The organism is Streptococcus pseudopneumoniae IS7493 (genome assembly GCF_000221985.1).
Lineage (GTDB): Bacteria > Bacillota > Bacilli > Lactobacillales > Streptococcaceae > Streptococcus > Streptococcus pseudopneumoniae.
This window is the reverse complement of the sequence record NC_015875.1, coordinates 244,113-260,389: the sequence shown is the minus strand read 5'-3', so window position 1 is coordinate 260,389 and position 16,277 is coordinate 244,113. Positions and strand designations below refer to the sequence as shown.

Genomic DNA, 16,277 nt, shown 5'->3' with positions numbered 1-16,277 from the left:
AGCAAACTAGGAAACCAGTCGCAGAGTGGTAAAACACAACTTCGATGTTACAGACAAAACTAGCAAAATTAGCTCAAAACACTGTTTTGAGATTACTGATAAAACTGACCTGGTTTGAAGAGATTTTCGAAAAGAATTAGGAAAAAATGAAGTAAATATTTCTATGATAAAACGCATAAAATCAAGGTTTTTGAACACCTGATTTTATGCGTTTTTCTGATTTTGAACATTTTTCCCAGACTTTTTTATACTTTTAATATTTCCCCAACTCACGGAGACTGGTGTGATTTTCCTGAATACGTCGGAACATCTTTTCCATATCCGACTTGGTAAAATGCACCAAAACAGGACGTCCGTGAGGACAGTTATAGGGATTGTCACATTGAGAAAGCTGATAGAGGAGTTGTCTAGCTGAATGATCATCAATACGATGATTGGCCTTGATAGATCGCTTGCAAGACATCATGATAGCCAGCTCTGCTCGGTATTTCTTGATAGAAACTTCCTTGGTCAAAAGGAGCATGTCGCACATCTCATAGATGCCTGATTCAATCTCTTCTTCTGCCATCCAAATAGGATGTTCACGTAGAATAAATTGATTTTCTCCGTACTCTGCTAGAAAGACGCCCACTTCCTCTAAGAGAGGCATTCTTTCCTTGAGACGCAGGGCATCATCCGCAGGAAATTCAAAGATATAGGGCACTAGGAGTTGCTGCTGGCTCTGGTCAACATTGCCAATGCTTTCACGGTACTCCTCGTACTTGACCCGTTCCTGAGCAGCGTGCTGATCTATGATGTAAAGTCCATCTCGCCCTTGGGCAAAGAGATAAGTCCCGTGCATTTGTCCGAAAAACTCCAACTCTGGGAAGCTGGATGCTTCTTCTCGCTCCAGTTTGTCATAAGCCTTATCGATGCTAGCAAGATCTAACTCTGGATGGTCTAGCTGGTCGTAGTTAGCAGGCTTTCTCTCTGCAAAATGCAGTTTTGCTGGCTTGGTCAATCGGTCCAAGGTTTCCTTGGCAAACAGGGTCAAATCCTGCCCTTCATCAGTCAATTCTACCTGATAATCAGCTACTTCAGTTTGACTAGGTCTTGACGGCTCAGTTTTCTCATAGTAGAGCGTATTTTCTTTGAGTGGGAGAATAGTTTGCTCCACCTTCTCACGATTGCGCACGGTCGATTTGGCAAGATTTTCCAAGGCATCTGGAATCAAGGTTTGTTCCTTGAGACTATTTGTAATAGCTTCTGAGACCAAGGTCATCAGTTCTTTTTCCTTGGAAATCCGCACCTCTTGCTTGGTTGGATGCACATTGACATCCGCTAGATAAGGGTCGATATGAATGTGAACGACAGCCAGTGGAAAACGCCCCACCATGAGCTTACTGCCATAGCCGTCAAGAATTGCACGATTGAGCAGGAAGTTCTTGATATAACGGCCATTGATGAAGAGGCTGATATAATTGCGGTTAGCCCGAGTCAACTCAGGCAAGGACACAAAACCTGAAATTTCGAAATCTAGGTCAGAGTTCTCAATTTCAATCATCTTCTTGGCACTCGCCAAACCGTAAATTCCTGCGATTGCTTGGCGCAATTGACCAGTCCCTGCTGTCCGCGTCATTTCCTTGCCATCACTAATCAAGCTAAAAGAAATCTCAGGATGGGCCAAGCCCAGACGGTTGACGATATCAATGATATGAGACAACTCTGCTTGCTGGCTCTTCATATACTTGAGACGGGCAGGCGTGTTGAAAAAGAGATCCTCCACACAAACCTTGGTTCCCACAGGACTAGTCGCTGGGATGACTTCCTCAACTTCACCCCCACGCGCGACGAGCTTGGTTCCGTGACTTGCGCCCTCAACTGCTGTCAAAAGAGTTAAAACGCTGACGGACGCAATAGAAGGCAAGGCTTCACCACGAAAACCAAGCGTCCGAATCCGAAAGAGGTCTGCTTGATTTTTTATCTTACTAGTCGCATGACGACGCAGAGCCAGCTCCACCTCATCGTGGGCAATTCCATGACCATTATCTGTGATTTGGATTTTCTTGAGACCAGCTTCCTCAATCTCAATGATAATCTGACTAGAGCCCGCATCAATGGCATTTTCTACCAGCTCCTTAACAACGCTAGCTGGACGCTCGATAACCTCTCCAGCTGCAATCTGGTTTGCCAGCACCTCTGGCAATTCAATAATATGAGACATCTTTCAGCCCCTTTCTGTATCTGTTTTCCTAGAAATTGATTAGTGCTATTATACCATATTTCAGATAGGACAGAAAAACTCCACCACATAGGAGCCAAATCCCTCCACATAGACAAAGTCCCTTGCAAGGGGCTGAAAAATAGTGTTTAATAAAGGTGTACAAGAAGTGATCACAATTTTGTATGAAAAACAAGGAGAGAAATTTATGAAAGTAGAACTACAGATTAGTGAAACTTACGAAGAGGAAAAGCTGATTGTCCAAGCACCTCAAGAGACCGAAAAAGTCCAAAAAGTCATCGAGTTCGCAGAAAATCTTGACCGAACAGAAAAAATCAAAGGAAAAATCGATGATCAGGTCTATCTAGTTGAGATTGGCAAGATTCAGCGCTTCTATATTGAGAATCGGAAGGTTCTAGCAGAAACGGCGAGTCAGACCTACACCATTGACTTACGACTCTATCAGATCCTTGAACTCTTGCCAAGCAATTTTATCCAAATTTCCCAATCAGAAATCATCAATATCGATTCCATCTCTCACCTCAAGCTCACGCCCAACGGTCTGGTTGAAATTTTCTTGAAAAACGAAAGCTTCACCTACTCTTCACGCCGTTACCTAAAAACCATCAAGGAGAAATTAGAACTATGAAAAAACAAATCTTCTACGACGCAGCCACCGGTGTTCTTATCGGCCTCATCCTCTCTATCCTCTTTTCACTCATTTATGCACCAAATACCTACGCACCACTAAATCCCTACTCTATCATCGGCCAAGTGATGGCTCAACATCAGGTTCACGGTGCCCTGGTCTTGCTCTACTGTACTCTTATCTGGGCAGCCATCGGTATGCTCTTCAACTTTGGCAACCGCTTATTCAGCCGTGACTGGAGCATGCTTCGTGCCACTCTGACTCATTTCTTCCTTATGCTGGCTGGCTTTGTCCCACTAGCAACTCTAGCAGGTTGGTTCCCTTTCCACTGGTTCTTCTATCTCCAGCTCATCCTTGAGTTTGCGATTGTTTATCTCATCATCTGGGCTATTCTCTATAAAAGAGAGGCTAAAAAAGTAGATCACATCAATCAACTCTTGGAGCATAGAAAGTAAGAAACTCATAATAAGCAAATCCGAGAAAGAAACTTCTCGGTTTTTCTTTATCCTGCTGCACCTTATACTCAATGAAAATCAAAGAGCAAACTAGGAAGCTAGCCGCAGGTTGCTCAAAACATTGTTTTGAGGTTGCAGATAAGACTGACGAAGTCAGCTCAAAACACTGTTTTGAGGTTGTGGATAGAACTGACGAAGTCAGCTCAAAACACTGTTTTGAGGTTGTGGATAGAACTGACGAAGTCAGTAACCATACCTACGGTAAGGCGATGCTGACGTGGTTTGAAGAGATTTTCGAAGAGTATCACTATCATAACAGTTATTTTCAGATCTTCTTTGTAAATTTTCTATCTTTTTTCAAAATATTCTTGCATTTTCCAAAAATTTTTTGTAGAATATAGATTACATATACAGATTATTCTGAAAATTCAAAAAGGAGTATTTATCATGTCGCAAGCTATTTCCTTAAATCAATCAACCTGGGCAAGCAAGCTAAAAGCAATGGGACCTGGAATCCTAATGGCAACTGCCGCTGTTGGAGGTTCCCACATTGTATCCTCAACTCAAGCTGGCGGTTCTTACGGTTGGTCTCTACTTCTCTTGGTCATCTTAGCCAATGTCTTTAAATATCCATTTTTCCGTTTTGGTGCTGAATACACAGCTGATACTGGAAAGACTTTGGTTGAAGGTTATGCCGAAAAAGGAAAACTCTATCTCTGGATTTTCTTTATCCTCAATGTCTTTTCGGCTATGGTCAACACGGCTGGTGTTGCCATTCTGTGCTCAGCTATCATCGCCAGTGCCTTCCCAATGATTGGACTTAGCATTACTCAGTGGTCCCTCATTCTCGTTGCAATCATTTGGGCTATGCTACTCTTTGGAGGCTACAAACTTTTAGACGGCATGGTCAAATGGATTATGTCTGCCTTAACCATTGCAACTGTTCTTGCAGTTATCATCGCAGCGGTCAAGCATCCAGAATACAGTTCTGATTTTGTCGAGAAGACACCTTGGCAAATGGCAGCTCTGCCCTTCATCGTCTCCCTCCTAGGATGGATGCCGGCTCCTATTGAAATTTCAGCTATCAATTCGCTTTGGTCAGCTGAAAAGAGAAAGACCGTCAACTTTAACACAGAAGACGCTCTGTTTGACTTTAACACTGGTTATATTGGAACAGCTATCCTAGCCGTCTTCTTTGTAGCACTGGGAGCACTGATTCAGTATCCTACAGGGCAGGCGGTTGAAGCTGCTTCAGTCAAATACATCTCTCAATTCGTGGGCATGTATGCCTCTGTTCTTGGCGAATGGTCCCGTTACTTGATTACTTTTATTGCCTTCCTCTGTATCTTTGGAACAGTTATAACTGTTATCGATGGCTATTCTCGCGTTAATCAGGAATCTCTCCGACTGCTAATCAGTCAAAAAGAGGACAATCGTAAATCTTTGAACATCTGGATGACCATCACTGCTATCATCGGTATCGTCATTATCAAGTTCTTCGCTGGTCAGGTTTCAACCATGCTCCGCTTTGCCATGATTGGCTCTTTCCTGACAACACCTTTCTTTGCTCTTTTGAATTACGCCTTGGTAACACGTGAAAACAAAAATCTTCCTTCTTGGCTCAAACACCTTGCCATTGCGGGATTGCTTTTCCTCTTTGGCTTCGCCATCTTCTTTATCTACGCACTCGCAATCGGAAAAGCAGGATAACTGACAAGCGCGAGATGAAGATAATACTCTTCGCAAATCAAATTCAAACCACGTCAACGTCGCCTTGCCGTACTCAAGTACAGCCTGCGGCTAGTTTCCTAGTTTGCTCTTTGATTTTCATTGAGTATAAGGTTTCATTTCAAGAGAAAATGCAGCAAATATTTCTATGATAAAAAGCATAAGAACAAGGTTTTGAAGACCTGAACTTATGCTTTTTTACGTTCTTAAAGACTGTTTATACTCAAAAAAACAGTTGAAAAATCCCAAACGCCTCTTATATTGACTTTAATTCTCCTTTTCCAACTCATACAAATCTGCGATAATAGCTGCGACATGTTTGATATCTTCCAGCATGCCTCGCATTTCAAAATCAGCCAATACAGGGAAACCAAAACGTTGACTGTATTGCTTGGCTGTCAGACAGTATTGATTATTAAAGTTACGATTTCCTGAACCAACCACACCAAAACACTTGCTAGCATTGTCACCATAGGCGATAAAATCCCCAACGGGTGTCGTCAAGATCTCAACATCTCCGTTATCCACGCCATTCCCACCTTCGAGATAGGTCGGCAAAAAAGCGACATAGGGATGGTCCATCTCATAGAAATTTTTACCTTCCTTGACCAAATCCTTGATATGAATCTTTTGAACCTCAATTCCCTCGTACTGGGACAAGAGATAGTCTTTCAAGCGTGTCACAAAACTCTCAGTATTGCCGCTCAAACTGATATAAACTAAAGAAATTGTCTTCATATTTTCCTCCATGATTTTATTTTTAATCGAAAAAGAACTACCAAGATTGTATCTTGATAGTTCTTTTTTGTCAATACTTAGGCAAGATTTTCTGCTCCCTCTTCTTCTGCCAAGGCTTTCTGCTGACGCCACATCTTATAGAAGACAAGGGCTAGGAAGAGAACATTGATGACGATATAGAAAATGCTAACAGCTTTTGAACCAATACTCATTGTCAAACGCATGCTCTCATCTTGAACCAACTGCACAGCGTCCTGTAAACCAACATAGCCATAAATCGAACCGATAATAGCTAACAAAACATAGCCAACGTAAGTATAGTTTGCATATTGCAAATTCTTACGAATAAGGAAGACAATCGCTACGACCACTAAAATAGCAGATAGCACAATCAAGGCCATATTAAAAATAGAATGATACGCTTCTGCTACTCCATAGTTGTAATTAAGCTGGTCTTCTAATTGCTGAGCACTGACCCCTGCAACTTGTTTCTGAGCAGCACGAAGGGCTTCTTTGCTAGGTAAGGGACTCAACATTCCAAACAGAGACATAGCTGAAATAAGGGCAGACAAGATTAACAAGACCCATAGATAAATCGGTTTCTTTTTCATGATAGAACCTCCTAATAATATTATTCATATTATAGCACATTTTGTAAAGGAATACAAATCTTATAGTATCGTTTCTACCTGTTTTCGGTAGGCTTTTGGCGATTTTCCGCACAATTTTCGGAAAACTTTATAGAAATATCCAAGGTTACTGTAACCAACAGCATAACAAATATCTTCGATACTGTCACTAGTTGAAAGCAAGAGCTGTTGGGCAGCCTTAATACGTTGTTTGTTTAAAAGCTCTGCAAAGGTCGAATCGGTTTCTCGCTTAATCAACTGCCCTAGATAGACAGGATTGATAAAGAGGGCCTTACTGATATCCTTGAGGGAAAGCTCCTTTTGGTAATCACGACCAATGACTTCCAGAACACTGACCACATTTTCATTCATACGGTATTGACCGAAAAAGCTGGTCAGAGTTTCCTTGATATAAGAAACCAATTCATCGAAGGATTGAATAGCATGAATGGTTTTGACAATGTCCGTCATATCATCAGCTTTGAGATGTTCAAACAAGTGAAAGACATCCATGACAAACTGGATAAAAAGCTGTTTAGTAATCGGAACACGAGGTGTATTTTCAAGAACCACCTTTTCCAAAAGATTCAACTCTTCCACGATTTGATTGAGATTCCCCTGAATGATAACCCTATAAATCGGTTCGTAATAGGCAAAGAGACTCTGAGACTGTTGTAGATTTACAGAGCCGTAAAAGAGGGCTTTCTCAGCATTCAGCTTCCAGCGTTCAAAGTGTTCTTGATAGGGAGCTTCAAAGGGAGTAACGACTAAACCATCTAGGGGTTGGTCAGAAATGAAAATCTGCCAGTCTTGACCCAATACATAGTAGGGAATGGTGAAGGAACCTTGCTTTTCCTTGGATAGACCTATCCACCAATTCTCCTTACCTCCTAAATAACTGACAAATCCAGCCTCGTCTAATTCTTGACTGAGAGTCTGACTTTTCTTCCCTCTCTCGCCGAGCTGATCTGCAATCTTCTCCAGCAGATTTCCTAACTCTACCTTATCAACAGGCTTGACCAGATAGTCCACCACACTAAGGTTCATTGCTCTTTTTACATAATCAAACTCCTGATAACCTGAAAGCAGGATATAGGCTACATCTGGTAAGATTTCTTTCATCTCCCGAATCATATCAAGCCCTGTTTTGTCGGGCATATTGACATCTGAAATGATGACATCAACGGGATTGTTCTGAACATATTCTAGGGCTTCATCGGCATGACTGGCTGTTGCGACGACCTCCATATCCCACTTATCAAAGGGAATCAAACGTTTCAGACCTTCTGTCACCATGTACTCATCATCTACTAATAATACTTTATACATTTTCTCCCTTTCTACTCATCTTGAATTGTAATACGATACTGAACACCGGCTTGCTCTGCAGAATCTATAGTAATAGCATAGCGGTCCCCAAAATAGAGCACAAAACGCTCATGGACATTGACAATCCCGATAGATTGCTTTTGATCACTGTAACTGGCTTGGTGTTCAAAATGTCTCTGACTTAATTTTTCTCGAATACTTGCCAGTTTTTCAGCCGACATTCCACGGCCATTATCGACCACCAAAATTTCTACAAAACCATCCTGTTTAAGAGCTTTGATGCTAATCACATTATCTGTCCGTCTGTGGTCAACACCATGCGCGAAATAATTTTCTACCAGCGGTTGCAAGGTAAACTTGGGAATCTTCATATTCTCTAACTCTGGATCTATCTTGAAACCATAGGCAATGGACTTGGGATAGCGAACCATGCAGAGATAGCTGTATTTACGGCAAAATTCTAATTCCTGTTTTAGAAGAGTTTCTCTTTCGTCGGAAATATTGTTACGCAAGAGACTACTGAATTCATAAATGATATCTGCCAACTCGTCTTGACTTTGCATGACTGCGTACATACGCAAAAACTCTAGCGTATTATACATAAAATGAGGATTGATTTGTGCCTGCAAGGCCCGCATATTGGCATCTTTTTGACTAAGCTCTAGCTGATAAATATCATGGATATTCTTTTCCAAACGATCTAACATATCATTGGTCGTCTCCGCGATTAGGAGCAATTCCTGATCCTTTTCAAGTGTGTCAATACGAAGACCTTCCTCTCCTTGGGCAATAGCTTGAATAGAATCCACCAAATCCACTACCTGCTTTTGGTAGTTAGCAAAAGTCTGCCTCAAAGTCAGATAAAGAATGACAATAAAGAGAAGGCTCAAGCTCACAATCAAAGCAGAGCTGGTCACCGTTCCTTGTAAAACAAAGTTTTTGGGAACTGCCACCTGAACCTGATAGCCATGAGAAGTTAAGCCAACAAGCCAATTTTCACTCTCCTTATCAACTGTTTCACCAATATGAAAAATCTCCGTATCAAAAGGTGAGGTCACTGTTACTGCCATCGGAGTATGACCTCTAGTATTATCAATGGCATGGTATAAAACAGCAGGATCCAAGGAGATGTAAATCACTCCTAAATCTTGATCTGACACTGGATCTGACACTGGAATGGCAAAACTATTTCCTGCTGGTTTGAAATCCTCAGCCCTGATTTTTTCTCCACTACGTTTGTCTTTAGTAGAAACATAGACTTCCTTGTAATCTTGAAAAGCAATAGCCACTCCAGTTACAAAATCATTTCGAACATAGAGGTCATCAACATTTTCATGCAGAGAGACTGATACATAAGGCGAAGCTTTCCGCTCTAATTGCCAGTAAAAATAGTCTGGCATGCTGAGGCTAAAGTATTTATAGATTCCCTCAATACGAGCTTGATTTTCAACTAAAGCCTGAGCTATCTGGGTTGACTCTCTATGGTAATATTCAATTTCACTCACTGTTCTAGCAGTTACACGCTGGGCTACTCTCTGGGCTTCCTTTTCCCGTGAATCCCAGTCAGCGTAAGAGAATAAGATTGCAAAACTCGCAATAATAATGATCATCACTGAACTGTAGGTTCTTAGAAGCGTATGTAGCCAAAACTGCTTCATCCTACTTTGTCGCCAATTTTTCATGGATACTTTCATAGACCGGTTCCAACATATCACTGATAAAGAAATGCCACATCCCAATTCCTACAAAAAATAGCAGGGCAGGCATATAGTAACCAATTGCCACAAGTAGCACTGTCCCAAGGAGAACCTTGGCCACAGCTGCTAAACTCATAAAGATGCCAATCAAGGATAGTTTGAGGCTATTTCGATAGGACAAGTCAAAATAAACTTGTAATTTCAAAGATACTGTATAGGCCAAAAACAACAGGGCAACTACTAGAACATTCAAAAAGGTCGCAATCAAATGAATAATAGTCTGATGAGGCAATTGCACCAAGAGATACAAGCCATAGACCAAAACTAAATCCACTCCTAAAAAGCTATAGAAAATCAGGTTGCTTGAGACGAAATTTTGCTTATAAAGAGACCAGGCCTCCTTCAAACTGTATTCCCGAAAGCTATAACCATGTTCTGCATACAAGCTCATCAAGGTGGCACTAGCCGGCGCTAGACCAAGGATAATTCCTCCTGCCAAGGTTAATAGCCAAAAGAAGGCTGTCGCAATCATCCCTAAAAAGAAACGATTAAAGACAAAGTCTAAAAATCTACCCATGATATCCCCCTAAAAATAACTATGAAACCATTATATCATATTTCAAGCGTTTTCAAAAACTTCTAGTACCCATTTACAATCCCAGCAAACCGTGGTACAATGAGAATTGTGAAAAAATGATCAGGAGACAATTCATGGAAAAATCTATCTTAACTACACTGCTTTTTGCAGTTCTTTACTTCCTCTGCATGGGGATTGGTGTTCTTTTGGGCAATCTCTTTGATCAGACTGGAAACATGTTTTATGCGCCTGCTTTTACTGCCCTTGTCGGCGGTAGCGTCTATATGATTCTAGTCGCAAAAGTTCCGCGCTTTGGAGCCGTTACCACTATCGGTCTTGTTATTGCTCTCTTTTTCTTGGGAACTAAACACGGTGCCGGTGCCTTCCTTCCTGGAATTATCTGTGGGCTGCTAGCAGATGGAGTAGCTAACCTCGGAAAATACAAGAACCAAACTAAGAATTTCCTTTCTTTCATACTCTTTGCCTTTAGCACAGCAGGACCAATCTTACTCATGTGGATTGCACCCCAAGCCTATATGGCAACCCTTCTAGCAAGAGGAAAATCGCAAGAATATATCGACCGTATCATGGTTGCGCCAAACCCTGGAACTGTCCTTCTATTTATCGCAAGTATTGTCATCGGAGCCCTAGTGGGTGCCTTGATTGGACAAGCCTTGAGTAAAAAATTTGCACAGAAAATCTGATTAGTTAAAAAGAGCCAGGCGGCTCTTTTTTATTTATGGCTCAAGACTTGGTCAAGAAGTCTCCCAAGAATTGATACTCTTCGAAAATCTCTTCAAACCACGTCAACGTCGCCTTGCCGTAGGTATATGTAACTGACTTCGTCAGTCTTATCTCCAACCTCAAAACAGTGTTTTGAGCAACCTGCGGCTAGTTTCCTACTTTGCTCTTTGATTTTCATTGAGTATGAATTTAAAGATAATCAAAATGATAATGATGGTTGCCAAGATAGTTTTATCGTGATTGTAGCGGTTAAATCCATAAGCGATGACTACGTTACCAATACCGCCAGCTCCAACCGCACCAGCCATAGCTGTTTCACCAACAAGGGAAATCAAGGTTACAGTCGTCACACGAATCAAATCTGGAAGACCTTCTAGTAAGCCTGATTTGCCTAGGTTAAACTTTTTTACCTGAAAAACTTCTTTTTTCTAGTGATAAAATCAACCCTATCACACTCACTACCAAAAATACCCACCAACAAAGCCTGATATCTTGCAAAGCTAAGAAGGAAAATACAGACATCCCCAAGGGTAATGTTAGGGAAAAAATCATACTCAAGAGATTATTACTTCTAGCTAATACATCCGCACTCAAATTAGACAATAACAGAGTATCTAATTTAGGCATTGATTTCGACATCAAATACATGACAAAGGTTAAGCAGGCAACACCTACTAGAGGAGAAAAATCTAAAATATTAGCAGTAGCAAGCAAGACAAACAGACTTGCATTGAGCGATAGCAAACTTGAAAACGACAATTTCCCAAAATAATCATTGGGGGTTAGGCTACCAAGAATAGCTCCTCCCAAGCTAACACATTCAATTAAAAATAGGGCTTGAGCATAGCTGAGATGATAGATAGTATGGTCTAATAAGTAAAAGTGATAAATACCTCCAACAGCTCCTCCCAAAGTATTCATTACCAAAATGACAAGGATCATTTTAAACAAAGATTTACTTTCTCTTTGCCTAAAGATATCATCCATGTCCGCATAGATTGCCTTAACTTGTTGAAGTAAACTAATCGACTCATTCTCTACCGTTACAGACAAATACGTCAATTCTCTTCTATTTTTGAACAAAATAAGAGAAGATAGTAAAAAGAAGCCAGCATTCACAATTGCAACAAAAGAAAAATTTTGATTGCTGGTTGTGAGTAACCACACTCCTAAGGCTTGACCTCCTAGATTTGATAAATAGGAGACAAACTGAGTAAAGGAATAAGCTTCATAGAGCTTATCTTCCGAAATATTATGCTGGATAATCGGCATACGAAGGCCTGCTGTATAATCTGATAAAATATCCGAACAGATATTAACCATACAGATAACAGCAAACGTTACGAAGTTCTGATCATGAATCACACTAGCAATCAAAAGAAATAGGAGACTTTGCACACAACCAACCCAGATAATTGTCCCTGCTTTATTCCGAGTATGATCCGCCTTAATCCCAACATAAAAAGTAAATAGGAAAGGTAAAATCGTAATCATATTCGCCATAAATACAGCTATATTTTTAAAGGGTAGACTCGCAGCATAAACGATAAATACCAGATTATAAATATAAGCTCCACTTGAGCTCAAAAACCTTGATAAGGTCAGTATTCTAAATAAATGATGTTTTAAGAATAGTTTCATAACAGGCCTTTCTCACATTTCAAAGAGTATTCTATTGAAACCAGTCTAACAAAAAAAGCGGGGCTCCCCACTTTTTTGTAATATATTTTTTCTGAAAATAAGAACTCTAGCTCCTAGATACTGCTATTTATCACTCCATCTACAAGCCCATTTATTTTTCATCAGTCGATGTAATGAGAATATATTACAAATCTTTATTTGAAAGCTGATTTGCAAAATAGTTTTCATAATATCTTGCACCATCTATATACTCTAAATCTTGTAAGATTGTAATGCCTCTCTGGATTTTTTCAAGACCCTTATTTTTTACATTAAACAAAGTATAAATTTCTAATTATCTTTTTATATTTTCTTAAATGCTCGTAAAGCCTTATTCTATGTGCTTTCGAGTATTTTTACTGTAGGAAGATACTTCACGTTTCTTTGCATATTTCCTCATGTCTTAGCTGTCAGAAGTGGTAAATAAGTAGTAAATTCATTTGTACTACTAAGCAACAAGACGCTCCTGTTGCTTCTCTTTATTCAAGCGTTTCATTTCTGCCATTGCAGAATCGAATGTTGCATGTGCGTAATAGTTCAGCGTCATGGCTATATTAGCATGTCCCATAATGTACTGTAATGCCTTTGGATTCATTCCTGCATTTGCATAGTTGGTACAGAATGTATGTCGCAAACTATGTGGAGTGATGTGTGGCAATTTATCCTCGTTATACTTATTGTATTTCTTAACAAGACCTTTCATCATGCCGTTGTAATCACTTGCCACTTTTGGATAGTTCTTTCTATTAAGAAAGAGGAAATCACTATATCCATCAATCTCAACACGCTTATCATTCTTTCGATTCGCTAACACTCGCTTAAATGCTTGATAGGCTTCTTCAACCATAGGAACTTGACGTTCGCCACTTTTGGTCTTTGGTGTTTCAATGTAGTACCCAATTTCAGTATCTCTCAATAGCTGATGGTCTATATTGACAAGACGATTCTCAAAATCTAAATCTGGAAGTGTCAAACCACCAAACTCTGAAATACGAAGACCTGTTTTTAAGAGTATCAGAATTTCATCATAATTTTTGCTGTAGGTTTTATCAGCTTTTGCAAAGGCTAACAGTTTTTCTTCCTGTTCTTCTGTTAGTACGGTCTTAGGGACAGTATCATCATCAAGAACTGCTTTCAGTTGAAAGTCAAATGGATTCTTCCGAACACAATCATCTTGTATAGCAATATAGAATGAAGCCTTTAAAGAACGTTTGTAGTTATTGATGGTTTGATAAGCATAACCATTTTCACTCATTCTAATAGCCCATTCTTTAGCGTCTGATGGCTTAATACTGTCAATACTTCTTACACCTAACTTGTCTTTCTTCAAAATATCCATAAGATATTTGCGTCCAGTTTCAGTGTTTTTTCTAACCTTTGGTCTTTGAGCGTTCTGTTTTGCGTAAAGCTGGCAGAGTGTCATTTTCTTTCCTACAACATCAATACCATCATGAATGTCTTTCTGTAACTCTGCGATTTTCTCTCTAAGTGAGATACAATCACGCTTTCCTGCTGGTACTCGGTCTGTAGCCACAAGTTTCCACGAGTAAACAAATTGCGGTTCTCCAAATGAATCTATATATTTGTATAAGTATCTTCCGTCTTTTCGTTGGCTCTCTCCAGTCTTTAAGATTCGACCTTTATTGTCACGTCTTTTTTCTGACATGGCATTTGCTCCTTTCCTTTATGGAAAGAGCCTTGATACGACTTAATACTATTTTATCATATACAAGACCCTTTGGCGACGCTAGATTGCGTCCAATGTATCTATAATTTTTTCAAATTGTTTTCGTTTAATCTGAATACGATTGCCATTCATAATCAGCCAATTTGCATTTTTATTTTCCTCTGCCAAGCGTCGTAGCTTGTTTTCGCCAATACGAAAATATTTTGACGCTTCTTCAATGGTTAGGGTATAACGTTCCCAAATAGGAATGTCAGTCTGCTTCATAAAATCCTCCTTTCCAAATCACTTATTTGGATTTCATAAAAGTTGTTTTACCAGCAATCGAACAGCTTTAGCAAAGCTCACGGGAGTTCCACCCCTGCATGGTTCTCATGTAGCCATACTCATTGCCTGCGACGGTTTTATCACGCTCGGACTATTGACTGTATGGGAGTATCATTATCACGATAAGAATGTCGTTGCAGGCAATCCTGCTAAAGATTGCTTCTCGGATCACTAACATGAATCGCTCGCTATCTTTATAAGATAGGTCATGGCGGTTAGTTCCGTTGGCTCTTTTCTTATCGAAACGTATTCGATTACTTTTATTCAGTTTTCAAAGAACAATGGCTCGTTAGCCTATCAAAACACATTGAAAGCTCAATATGCTTTGGTGGAATAACAAACCTCCCTGTTCGGGAAGCGTGGAATGGTTTAGCACGCTTCCACGAAAGGAGAGAGGATATTACTTAATTTCAAATGACAAAATCTTTGTAATCAGTCTGGTTTCCATTCTTCCACGTAAGACTTCATCAACGACCATACTTTGATTGCCATATTCATCTTTCATAAGTCGTAGGGAACGCTTCGTTATGTACCCTCTGTAATGATGTAGAATCTGGTTAATCGCTTCGGTATCGCCATCTGTTGCCTTTACAATGAGAGGAAAGGGAATCATAGGATATTGTGTTTTCATTCTTCAAATTCCTCCATAAACTTTTTAATTAAGGCTAGTCCACTGGTTCTATGCCGATAGACAGTAGAACGGTTCAATTTCAACAGGTCTGCAATTTCTGAATCGCTCATGTCCATAAAGTAAAACAGCAGTAGAATTTCACGTTTCTTGTCTGGCAACTCACGTAATGCTTCACTCAACAAATCATTTTCAACGCCTACTGATAACCCATTGAGTGTAAAAATCTGAAAGTCAGTTGAATAGTTATCTGTTGTCGCAAACTGGCTAACAAGATAATCGCCAACATCCGAAAAGGACACCTCACGCTTTGCAATCCTTGAAAGATAAAGCATATAATTCTTTCGCTCGTCTTCCATAGCACGTTTACAGATATAGTCAAACTGATTTTCTATTGTGGTCTGAAAAGAAGATGGTTTCATGTTTCTCACCCCCTTTCTGTCTAGGAAAGGAAGTGAGCCTTGCTCGTTTATCTCCTTTCACTCTTAGTCCCAATGTGAAAGGGGGATTTGTTGCATTACTGATAAATAAACTTTGTAAAAAAGTTCTGAATAGCCAAAAAAGCATATAAACAGATTTATTTCTCTGTTTACATGCTTCTGTTATTCTATCTATATGATTTATAAAACCACATTGGTGGACGTACTTATCTATTGCAGATAGACGACTTTTTTTGACAAGAACCCAATGTAAGGAAATTTATTGTATATGATGTACTTCATGGCGACGTTGACCTCCAACAAACCGCCATTTGGAAGTAATATACAATATTTTAACAGCGTAAATAGCACTACCATATAACGGTTTTTTTTATTGGCGTTTAGTAGTGCTTTTTATTAAATATAAACCTATAAACCATATAACACGTTTTTCTATACCTGTTTTTAATTCAGTAGGAACAATAAAATGTATAGAGGTGGTCTACTATGCGTAAAAAAGAAGATAAATATGATTTTAGAGCCTTTGGTTTAGCCATTAAAGAAGCTCGATTGAAACGAGGTTTAACTCGTGAACAAGTGGGAGCATTGATTGAAATTGACCCACGGTACTTAACTAATATTGAAAATAAAGGGCAACACCCCAGCATACAAGTTCTTTATGACCTTGTATCGTTACTTCATGTTTCCGTTGATGAATTTTTCTTACCTGGGGTCCCGAGCGCTTAGTGGGAATTTGTATCGATAAGGGGTACAAATTCCCACTAAACCAATG

The 16,277-nt window shown here is 39.8% G+C and carries 17 protein-coding genes and 2 pseudogenes; 6 read left to right on the top strand and 13 right to left on the bottom strand.

Going from position 1 to position 16,277, the window contains the following annotated elements:
* Positions 1-253: 253 nt before the first annotated feature.
* Positions 254-2,203 carry a DNA mismatch repair endonuclease MutL gene (gene mutL, locus SPPN_RS01515; protein WP_000018207.1) on the bottom strand — a complete coding sequence of 650 codons (1,950 nt, stop codon included), beginning with the start codon at positions 2,201-2,203 and terminating at the stop codon, positions 254-256.
* A gap of 205 nt (positions 2,204-2,408) precedes the next feature.
* Between mutL and SPPN_RS01510 the strand changes: the two genes are divergently transcribed.
* From SPPN_RS01510 to SPPN_RS01495, 4 genes are all read left to right on the top strand, one after another.
* Positions 2,409-2,849, top strand: coding sequence for a LytTR family DNA-binding domain-containing protein (locus SPPN_RS01510; protein WP_007284769.1), 441 nt, complete (start codon positions 2,409-2,411; stop codon positions 2,847-2,849).
* Positions 2,846-3,304 carry a DUF3021 domain-containing protein gene (locus tag SPPN_RS01505; protein WP_000743999.1) on the top strand — a complete coding sequence of 153 codons (459 nt, stop codon included), beginning with the start codon at positions 2,846-2,848 and terminating at the stop codon, positions 3,302-3,304. The genes SPPN_RS01510 and SPPN_RS01505 overlap by 4 nt, the downstream gene beginning before the upstream one ends.
* 71 nt (positions 3,305-3,375) lie before the next feature.
* On the top strand, positions 3,376-3,705 hold the full coding sequence (locus SPPN_RS13715; protein WP_049779867.1) for a hypothetical protein: 330 nt from the start codon (positions 3,376-3,378) through the stop codon (positions 3,703-3,705).
* 46 nt (positions 3,706-3,751) lie between these two features.
* Entirely contained in the window at positions 3,752-5,014 is a 1,263-nt protein-coding gene (locus SPPN_RS01495) for an NRAMP family divalent metal transporter (protein WP_000075792.1), read from the top strand.
* Between the two features lie 285 nt (positions 5,015-5,299).
* Here the strand turns inward: SPPN_RS01495 and nrdI are convergent, their stop codons facing one another.
* The 5 genes from nrdI to SPPN_RS01470 all read right to left on the bottom strand — a co-directional run bounded on the left by nrdI (position 5,300) and on the right by SPPN_RS01470 (position 10,002).
* Positions 5,300-5,770 (bottom strand): class Ib ribonucleoside-diphosphate reductase assembly flavoprotein NrdI, encoded by a 471-nt coding sequence (gene nrdI, locus SPPN_RS01490; RefSeq protein ID WP_014017189.1) that lies wholly within the window; start codon positions 5,768-5,770, stop codon positions 5,300-5,302.
* A gap of 77 nt (positions 5,771-5,847) precedes the next feature.
* A complete protein-coding gene (locus SPPN_RS01485) occupies positions 5,848-6,381 on the bottom strand; it encodes an ABC transporter permease (protein ID WP_000729016.1) in 534 nt (177 codons plus the stop codon).
* A 60-nt stretch (positions 6,382-6,441) separates the two neighbouring features.
* The gene (locus SPPN_RS01480) at positions 6,442-7,728 is read right to left on the bottom strand and encodes a response regulator transcription factor (RefSeq protein ID WP_000278885.1); all 1,287 of its coding nucleotides are present in this window, start codon (positions 7,726-7,728) and stop codon (positions 6,442-6,444) included.
* A gap of 11 nt (positions 7,729-7,739) precedes the next feature.
* Positions 7,740-9,410: a histidine kinase gene (locus tag SPPN_RS01475; protein ID WP_080564646.1), complete on the bottom strand. Its 1,671-nt coding sequence runs from the start codon at positions 9,408-9,410 to the stop codon at positions 7,740-7,742.
* Positions 9,388-10,002 carry a YesL family protein gene (locus SPPN_RS01470; RefSeq protein WP_000532349.1) on the bottom strand — a complete coding sequence of 205 codons (615 nt, stop codon included), beginning with the start codon at positions 10,000-10,002 and terminating at the stop codon, positions 9,388-9,390. The genes SPPN_RS01475 and SPPN_RS01470 overlap by 23 nt, the downstream gene beginning before the upstream one ends.
* A gap of 134 nt (positions 10,003-10,136) precedes the next feature.
* On the opposite strand from SPPN_RS01470, the gene SPPN_RS01465 reads away from it, so the two are divergent.
* The gene (locus SPPN_RS01465; protein WP_000415697.1) at positions 10,137-10,706 is read left to right on the top strand and encodes an MptD family putative ECF transporter S component; all 570 of its coding nucleotides are present in this window, start codon (positions 10,137-10,139) and stop codon (positions 10,704-10,706) included.
* Positions 10,707-10,798: 92 nt separating this feature from the next.
* Here the strand turns inward: SPPN_RS01465 and SPPN_RS14130 are convergent, their stop codons facing one another.
* The 7 genes and pseudogenes from SPPN_RS14130 to SPPN_RS01435 form a co-directional block, all read right to left on the bottom strand.
* Positions 10,799-10,924, bottom strand: coding sequence for a hypothetical protein (locus SPPN_RS14130; RefSeq protein ID WP_257379697.1), 126 nt, complete (start codon positions 10,922-10,924; stop codon positions 10,799-10,801).
* A pseudogene (locus SPPN_RS01460) lies at positions 10,902-11,126 on the bottom strand (hypothetical protein); the annotation flags it as partial. The gene SPPN_RS14130 and the pseudogene SPPN_RS01460, both read right to left, overlap by 23 nt.
* A gap of 16 nt (positions 11,127-11,142) precedes the next feature.
* A complete protein-coding gene (locus SPPN_RS01455) occupies positions 11,143-12,387 on the bottom strand; it encodes an MFS transporter (protein ID WP_044011931.1) in 1,245 nt (414 codons plus the stop codon).
* Between the two features lie 487 nt (positions 12,388-12,874).
* Positions 12,875-14,092, bottom strand: coding sequence for a tyrosine-type recombinase/integrase (locus tag SPPN_RS01450; protein ID WP_001291561.1), 1,218 nt, complete (start codon positions 14,090-14,092; stop codon positions 12,875-12,877).
* Between the two features lie 81 nt (positions 14,093-14,173).
* Positions 14,174-14,377, bottom strand: coding sequence for an excisionase (locus tag SPPN_RS01445; protein ID WP_000814511.1), 204 nt, complete (start codon positions 14,375-14,377; stop codon positions 14,174-14,176).
* Positions 14,378-14,837: 460 nt separating this feature from the next.
* Positions 14,838-15,068, bottom strand: a complete 231-nt coding sequence (locus SPPN_RS01440; RefSeq protein ID WP_000857133.1) for a helix-turn-helix domain-containing protein — start codon at positions 15,066-15,068, stop codon at positions 14,838-14,840.
* Positions 15,065-15,487 (bottom strand): sigma-70 family RNA polymerase sigma factor, encoded by a 423-nt coding sequence (locus SPPN_RS01435; RefSeq protein ID WP_000804885.1) that lies wholly within the window; start codon positions 15,485-15,487, stop codon positions 15,065-15,067. The genes SPPN_RS01440 and SPPN_RS01435 overlap by 4 nt, the downstream gene beginning before the upstream one ends.
* 504 nt (positions 15,488-15,991) lie before the next feature.
* Here SPPN_RS01435 and SPPN_RS01430 point away from each other — a divergent pair.
* Positions 15,992-16,213: pseudogene (locus tag SPPN_RS01430) on the top strand (helix-turn-helix domain-containing protein); the annotation flags it as partial.
* Positions 16,214-16,277 lie beyond the last annotated feature (64 nt).

Coding starts and splice junctions, on each gene's coding strand:
- SPPN_RS01440 (WP_000857133.1), bottom strand. CDS start 15,068: ATGAAAACACAATATCCTATGATTCCCTTTCCTCTCATTGTAAAGGCA.
- SPPN_RS01465 (WP_000415697.1), top strand. CDS start 10,137: ATGGAAAAATCTATCTTAACTACACTGCTTTTTGCAGTTCTTTACTTC.
- SPPN_RS01475 (WP_080564646.1), bottom strand. CDS start 9,410: ATGAAAAATTGGCGACAAAGTAGGATGAAGCAGTTTTGGCTACATACG.
- SPPN_RS14130 (WP_257379697.1), bottom strand. CDS start 10,924: ATGAAAATCAAAGAGCAAAGTAGGAAACTAGCCGCAGGTTGCTCAAAA.
- SPPN_RS01450 (WP_001291561.1), bottom strand. CDS start 14,092: ATGTCAGAAAAAAGACGTGACAATAAAGGTCGAATCTTAAAGACTGGA.
- nrdI (WP_014017189.1), bottom strand. CDS start 5,770: ATGAAGACAATTTCTTTAGTTTATATCAGTTTGAGCGGCAATACTGAG.
- SPPN_RS01510 (WP_007284769.1), top strand. CDS start 2,409: ATGAAAGTAGAACTACAGATTAGTGAAACTTACGAAGAGGAAAAGCTG.
- SPPN_RS01485 (WP_000729016.1), bottom strand. CDS start 6,381: ATGAAAAAGAAACCGATTTATCTATGGGTCTTGTTAATCTTGTCTGCC.
- SPPN_RS01505 (WP_000743999.1), top strand. CDS start 2,846: ATGAAAAAACAAATCTTCTACGACGCAGCCACCGGTGTTCTTATCGGC.
- SPPN_RS01495 (WP_000075792.1), top strand. CDS start 3,752: ATGTCGCAAGCTATTTCCTTAAATCAATCAACCTGGGCAAGCAAGCTA.
- mutL (WP_000018207.1), bottom strand. CDS start 2,203: ATGTCTCATATTATTGAATTGCCAGAGGTGCTGGCAAACCAGATTGCA.
- SPPN_RS01445 (WP_000814511.1), bottom strand. CDS start 14,377: ATGAAGCAGACTGACATTCCTATTTGGGAACGTTATACCCTAACCATT.
- SPPN_RS01480 (WP_000278885.1), bottom strand. CDS start 7,728: ATGTATAAAGTATTATTAGTAGATGATGAGTACATGGTGACAGAAGGT.
- SPPN_RS01435 (WP_000804885.1), bottom strand. CDS start 15,487: ATGAAACCATCTTCTTTTCAGACCACAATAGAAAATCAGTTTGACTAT.
- SPPN_RS01470 (WP_000532349.1), bottom strand. CDS start 10,002: ATGGGTAGATTTTTAGACTTTGTCTTTAATCGTTTCTTTTTAGGGATG.
- SPPN_RS01455 (WP_044011931.1), bottom strand. CDS start 12,387: ATGAAACTATTCTTAAAACATCATTTATTTAGAATACTGACCTTATCA.
- SPPN_RS13715 (WP_049779867.1), top strand. CDS start 3,376: ATGAAAATCAAAGAGCAAACTAGGAAGCTAGCCGCAGGTTGCTCAAAA.